The following is a 6,657-nucleotide window of genomic DNA, read 5'->3' as shown; positions in this document are numbered from 1 at the left end:
AAAATGAAAAATGTTTATGATAAGATAAATGACCTAGACTTTGAAACTGACGAATTTGAATTAAATGATATAGAAAAGGAGAGATTATATATGACAGCAAAAACTTATAAGAAAAAATCAAATAAAAAATATATGGCAGTTGCAGCAGCCCTCTTGCTTGCACTAGGACTTACCGTCCCACCAGTAAGAGCTGAAGTTTCTAAATTTTCAACAGATGTCAAGGTATCCTTCATGGAAACCTTCGGAGCAAGCCCAGAGTCTTACAAATATGTAACTGAGCTTAATAAGCCAATCACCATTGGCGAAGACTCCTTTATCCTTAATAATCTTGCCATTGAAGATAATCATATTTTCCTAAACGTCCTCAGAGATACAAGTAACAAAGTAAATGGTATGGCATTTTCTACAAGAGAATCAAGTATTTATAAGGTTGTAATCAACGGCGAAACCTATAAGGCCCTTGGCGAATCTGGTTCTGCAGCTGATAATGAAGACGGCGAAACTTATACAACATCAACCATGATTAACTTTGACAAGGACTTTCCTAGCTTAGAAAATGCAGATGTAGACCTCTACTTCCTACAGGGAACAAAGAGTGATATCGTATCTATCGAGGCTTCTACAAATCTTGTTAATGAAGACAACAAAGTCTTAGCGCAAGACTACGAACTTGAAAATGGATCAAATATTAAATTAATGAAAGTAAACCCAATCACCATGACCGCTATAATTGAAGGCCTTGATGCAGACTATGACTACCAACTTGAAGGCCTTGACAAGGACGGCAAAAAAATAGAACTTGACATAAGAACAGTTGATCACGGCATAGCTACTTTCCTCTATAACAACGAGTTCTCAGACCTAAGCCTAGATCAAATCAAGGACGGAAGAGAAATTACCTTCACCCTATCAAGATCAAAAATAAATGAAAACTCCGGCAGACTAACAGACGGAAACTACGAAAAAGTCGCAGAATTTACTCTTTCAGCAAAATAAGTAATTTAAAAGTAGGTGAGAAAATCACCTACTTTTTTAGTAAGCATCTTCTATCATCTTGTATGATTCATAGAACATAAAGGCTGATGCTAAGCCTACAAGGACTATAAATTTTACATCAAGGCTTATAGTCAAATTTATGGCTAAGATATTTAAAAATCCCGCAATATAATACCTATAAGTATCCTTTTTAGGCAGGTCGCCCAGATAGGTTCCGAGCTTTTTATCAACTCTGATTCCAAGATAATTCTGATATAGTAAAAATATAAGTCCCCAAGCCAAAAAAATCGCAAAGAAATACCAGATTTCATAGACTTTCATGGTATAAACCGACAAAATAATCAAAATCCACATCCCAATTAAAAATCCCAAATAAATTCGTTTTTCTTTGTTAGAAAGATTTCTGGCCATGATTTTTCCTTTCTTTTTCCTCTTTATATTTATACCCATTCTCCCCCCCTCAAACAAAAAAAGAAGGCCAAAGCCTCCTTGTAAATATTTTTTAATATGATAGGTCCTTCTTTGTGGGATTCCTCTTCCCTGCGGTCATCGGAATTACGGACGGAGGAATGTTCTTTAAACCTAAAATCGCTTTGCCTTTAAGCATTTATTATAACCTCAACCTGTTCTTCAAGGACGTCCTTGTTGTGTTTGGTCTCTGAAGAGTAGGCGAAAATTAGGCCCTCGTCTTCTATTTCTAGCTTCTTTTTTATTTGCTTGATGTGTTTTTGGATTTGGCCCTTGGAAATTTTGTCGAACTTAGTTGCGATTACAAAACCCATGTAGCCCGAATCTATTATCCACTCATACATTTGCTTATCTAGGGCTGTTGGCTCGTGGCGGATGTCTACTATCAAAAATACTTCCTTGAGGTTTTCCCTATCGTGGAGATATTCGTTGATTAACTTATCCCACTTGGCTTTTTCAGTCTTTGATACCTTAGCAAAACCATAACCGGGTAGGTCAACCAGCCTAAATTCATCATTGACCCTATAAAAATTTATAGTTCTGGTCTTGCCTGGTTTGGAAGAGGTCCTGGCGATTGCCTTCCTATTTGAAAATGAATTTATAAAGGAAGACTTGCCTACATTGGACCTACCAACAAAGGCGATTTCTGCTAGGGAGTCTTTCGGCCACTGGGCCTTAAAACCTGCCACCTGCTCGAGTTCTATATTTTTGATTTTCATATAAGAGCCCTTTCGATTACTTCAGCCACATTTGTAACTGGAATGAAGTTTATCTTATCTCTAATTTCCTTATCAATATCTTCTGTATCTCTCTCGTTATCCTTTGGAATAATCACATTTTTGATACCATAGGCGTAGGCTGCAAGAGCCTTTTCCTTTAGACCACCAATAGCAAGAACATCTCCAGTAATGGTTACTTCACCTGTCATAGCGAGGTTGTTTTTGACCTTTCTGCCTGTAAGGGCTGAAGCAATAGCTGTGGTCATAGTAATACCTGCAGATGGACCGTCTTTTGGTGTTGCCCCTTCTGGAACGTGGACGTGGATGTCTTTTGTTTCGTAAAACTTACCCTTAATACCAAGTTTGTCTGCATTTGATCTTATATAGACTATTGCTGCTTGACCAGATTCCTTCATGACATCTCCAAGAGATCCAGTAAATTCTACATTACCCTTACCTTCCATGACGTTGGCTTCCACAGTAAGCATAGTTCCACCAACAGAAGTCCAAGCAAGGCCATTTACAACTCCAACCTTTTCTTCCTTAGAAATATGGTCGTCAATAAACTTCTCACGACCTAAAAACTTGGTATAGTTTTGCATGGTGACTCTCACTGTATCCTTGCCTTCAAGGATTTCCTTAACAGAACGACGGCAAATCTTACCAATTAACCTTTCAAGCTCCCTCACACCTGCTTCTCTGGTGTAAGCCTTGATAACTCTTTCTATAACCTTATCCGAAATAGAAAATTCTTCTTCTTTTAGACCAGTATTTGCCATTTGCTTTTTAACCAAGTATTTTTTGGCTATATTTAGCTTTTCACTTGGGGTATAGCCAGATAATTCAATGACCTCTAGCCTATCAAAAAGTGCATCTGGAATTTGATTTATGTCGTTGGCTGTGGTTAGGAAAAATACATCCGATAGGTCAAATGGTATATCCAAATAGCGGTCGATAAATTTATCATTTTGCTCTGGATCAAGTACTTCGAGCAATGCGCTTGATGGGTCTCCCCTAAAATCTGATCCCAATTTGTCAATCTCATCTAAGAGGAAAACTGGATTTTTAACACCGATACGGTTGATATTAGCAATCACACGACCTGCCATGGCGCCAACATAGGTTCTCCTGTGGCCTCTGATTTCTGATTCATCAGTCACCCCACCCAGTCTCATTGAAACAAATTCACGGTTAAGGGCACGAGCGACAGATTTTGCAATAGAAGTTTTTCCAACTCCTGGAGGGCCGACCAAACAAATTATAGACCCCTTTACAGATTTATTTTTAATCTTAACTGCGATTGACTCAAGGATTCTTTCCTTGACATCTTTTAGACCGTAGTGGTCTTGGTCTAGAATTTCTGTGGCCCTTTTGATATCAAGGCTTTCCTTAGATTTTTTGCTCCAAGGAAGACCAACTACAAAGTCTAAGTATGATGACAAAACACCATAGTCTGGACTCATCTCTGGGATAAGATCTAGCCTGTCAAGGTCTTTCTCAAGCGATTTTCTAGCTTGTTTATCAAACTTAATCTTCTTTATCTTAGCCCTTAATTCGTCAACTTCGTTTTCTGCTTGGCCAGTAGTAGAGGCAAGTTCCTTCTTCAAAACATCCATCTTTTCCCTTAGGTAGTATTCCTTCTGGGACTGGTTTATATTTTCTGTAACAGCAAGCTCTATCTCGGTTCCTAAGTTTTTAAGTTCTATTTCCTTGTTTATAATCCTATGAAGGAGTTCCATCCTCTCCTTGGCATCAAAGGTTGAAAGAATTTGATAATATTCCTTTGGTGCAAGGTCAAGGTGGTAGCAAATAAGGTCTACCAACCTGTGATAATTTTCTAGCTCAGTCATGCCGTAGGCGATTTCATCAGGTATATCATCGTTAATCATGGCAAAATCCCTAAAATCACTTACCAAAAGTTTTCGAAGAGCTTCTAGGTTGTCTGTTTTTTCTTGATTTTCTTCTATATATTCGTATTTTTCAATCTCACACCTTAGGAAACCTTCAGCCACATGGAGTTTTTTTAGTTTGCCAAGACCTGTCGCCTGAACAAAAACCCTTATATCTCCATTTGGAAGAGGAAAAGTCTCCTTGATTTCAGCTACTATGCCGACCTCTTGGAGGCCATCTGCTTTTGGATTATCATCAAAAATATCTAGCTGGTTTACCAAAAACAATTCTTCGTTGTTTAGCTTTGCATTTTCTACAGCATTTTTTGATATAGATCTTGATGAGTCAAAGTTGAGCATAGTAGTAGGCATAACCCAATATCCTCTAAGGGGAATTAGGGGGAGATTTACTTCACTTATTTTATAAACTTCTTTCATACTTGCCTCTCTTAGTTATAAAAAGGGAAATGACTAGCATTCCCCTTTTGAATTTTTATTTCTTTTTGTATTCTAGTTTACTATGGTCATCGATAGATTCTTTGGTTACAATTACTTCCTTGATTTCCTCTCTTGATGGAATTTCATACATCACATCCAAAAGGAGATTTTCAATAATTGTCCTAAGCCCCCTAGCTCCTGTCTTTTGGTCGTAAGCTTTTTTCGCAATTTCATCTATAGCATCGTCATTGAAGCTTAGCTTTACATCGTCAAGGTCAAAAAGCTTTTGATATTGCTTGATTAGGGAGTTTTTGGGCTCCTTTAAAATCCTTACAAGGGCTTCTTCGTCAAGGGCATCAAGGCTAACTATAATAGGAACCCTGCCTATGAATTCTGGTATAAGACCGAATTTTAATAAGTCTTCGGTATTTACCATAGATAGGTCAGTTTTTTCTCTATTTGTAATATCTGCACCAAAACCAATGGTCTTATCCATTTGTCTTTGGTTTATTATATCACCGATTCCCTCAAAGGCCCCACCTAGGATAAATAAAATATTTGTAGTATCTACCCTAATATATTCTTGAGATGGGTGCTTTCTGCCACCTTGGGGTGGAACATTGGCCTCAGTTCCCTCTATTAATTTAAGAAGAGCTTGTTGAACACCTTCCCCGCTTACGTCACGGGTTATAGATGGGTTTTCACTCTTTCTTGTTATCTTATCTATCTCGTCAACATAGACAATACCAAGTTCTGCTGCTTCTATATCATAGTCAGCCGCTTGGACTAATTTTAAGATAATATTTTCTACATCCTCACCCACATAACCTGCTTCGGTAAGGCTTGTAGCATCTGCAATGGCAAATGGAACATTAAGCTTTCTGGCAAGTGTTTGAGCAAGGAGAGTCTTACCTGATCCTGTTGGTCCAAGCATTAAAATATTTGATTTTTGTAATTCAACTTCTGAATCTTCTTCATTGCTGGTAATTCTTTTGTAGTGGTTATAAACAGCCACAGATAGGGTTTTTTTTGCATCTTCCTGGCCAATGACATAAGAATCAAGATAGGCCTTTATATCCTTTGGTTTTGAAAGTTTGAAATCAAAATCAAAGCCATCCTCTACCTTATTGTCTTCCTTAATAATCTCAGAGCAGAGCTCAACGCATTCGTTGCAAATATAACCATCCGCTCCTGCTATTATTCTCTTGACCTGGCTGGCATCTTTACCACAAAAAGAACATCTTACCGTACTTTTTTCCTTATCAGCCATTTTACTTATTACTTTCTATAACTTTATCAATTAGACCATATTTTAAGGCCTCTTCTGCTGTCATGGCAAAGTCTCTGTCTGTATCCTTCTCAATAGTAGCTAGGTCCTTGCCTGTATTTTCTGACAAAATCCTATTGAGGTTGGCCTTAATTTTAAGGATTTGCTCAGCTTGGATAACTATGTCTGATGCTTGACCTTGGGCACCTCCAGAAGGTTGGTGGATCATTATATTGGAGTTTGGTAGGGAAAATCTCTTGCCTTTTGCTCCAGAAGATAATAATACAGCTCCCATTGAGGCTGCTTGACCAATACAGATTGTTGATACATCAGGTTTTATATAATTCATTGTGTCATAGATTGCAAGCCCGCTTGTTACAACTCCACCTGGGGAATTTATATAAAAATGTATATCCTTGTTTGGGTCTTCGCTTTCTAGGAAAAGAAGTTGGGCGATTATTATATCGCTTACTTCATCACGAACTTCTCCAGATAGGAAAATTATCCTATCTTTAAGAAGTCTTGAATATATGTCATAGGCTCTTTCGCCTCTGTTTGTTTGCTCAATAACAGTTGGTACTAAATAATTTTTAGCTAACACTGTGTCTCCTTTCTGGGAAAATCCCTTTGGAAACTGCTAGAAAATCTTAGTCTTCTTTTGCTTCTTTTTTAGAATTTTCTTCTACAAATTTGTGGTATTCTTCGTGAGGAAGAGCCTTTGCTTTTGAAGCAAGGAATTCTACAGCTTTTCTTCTCTTGATATTTTCTACAAGAGTTTCGTCTGATACGTTTTTAGCGAAGATTTCTTTGAATTTTTCAAGGTCTTCTACGCCGTAGTTTTTAGCAGTTTCTTGTAGTTCTTTTTCTTTTTCTTCGTCAG

General features: G+C 37.7%; 6 protein-coding genes and 1 pseudogene. 1 reads left to right on the top strand and 6 read right to left on the bottom strand.

The genetic code is table 11. The features are described 5' to 3' along the window. Window positions 1–996: hypothetical protein (locus RQ893_RS07140; protein WP_311482360.1), on the top strand; the 996-nt coding region annotated here is incomplete at its 5' end. A gap of 36 nt (window positions 997–1,032) precedes the next feature. Here the strand turns inward: RQ893_RS07140 and RQ893_RS07135 are convergent. From RQ893_RS07135 to RQ893_RS07110, 6 genes and pseudogenes are all read right to left on the bottom strand, one after another. Then, the gene (locus RQ893_RS07135; protein WP_311482359.1) at window positions 1,033–1,446 is read right to left on the bottom strand and encodes a hypothetical protein; all 414 of its coding nucleotides are present in this window, start codon (window positions 1,444–1,446) and stop codon (window positions 1,033–1,035) included. A 149-nt stretch (window positions 1,447–1,595) separates the two neighbouring features. After that, window positions 1,596–2,183, bottom strand: a complete 588-nt coding sequence (yihA, locus tag RQ893_RS07130; protein WP_311482358.1) for a ribosome biogenesis GTP-binding protein YihA/YsxC — start codon at window positions 2,181–2,183, stop codon at window positions 1,596–1,598. After that, window positions 2,180–4,510, bottom strand: coding sequence for an endopeptidase La (gene lon / locus RQ893_RS07125; protein WP_311482357.1), 2,331 nt, complete (start codon window positions 4,508–4,510; stop codon window positions 2,180–2,182). The genes yihA and lon overlap by 4 nt, the downstream gene beginning before the upstream one ends. A 55-nt stretch (window positions 4,511–4,565) precedes the next feature. Then, window positions 4,566–5,780 carry an ATP-dependent Clp protease ATP-binding subunit ClpX gene (gene clpX / locus RQ893_RS07120; protein ID WP_311482356.1) on the bottom strand — a complete coding sequence of 405 codons (1,215 nt, stop codon included), beginning with the start codon at window positions 5,778–5,780 and terminating at the stop codon, window positions 4,566–4,568. Between the two features lies 1 nt (window position 5,781). Continuing rightward, a complete protein-coding gene (clpP, locus tag RQ893_RS07115; protein ID WP_037326878.1) occupies window positions 5,782–6,378 on the bottom strand; it encodes an ATP-dependent Clp endopeptidase proteolytic subunit ClpP in 597 nt (198 codons plus the stop codon). A 46-nt stretch (window positions 6,379–6,424) separates the two neighbouring features. Further along, window positions 6,425–6,657, bottom strand: a pseudogene (locus RQ893_RS07110) (trigger factor); the annotation flags it as partial.

The organism is uncultured Anaerococcus sp., assembly GCF_963510915.1.
In the GTDB taxonomy this organism is placed as follows: domain Bacteria; phylum Bacillota; class Clostridia; order Tissierellales; family Peptoniphilaceae; genus Anaerococcus.
This window is presented reverse-complemented; position numbering and strand designations above follow the sequence as displayed.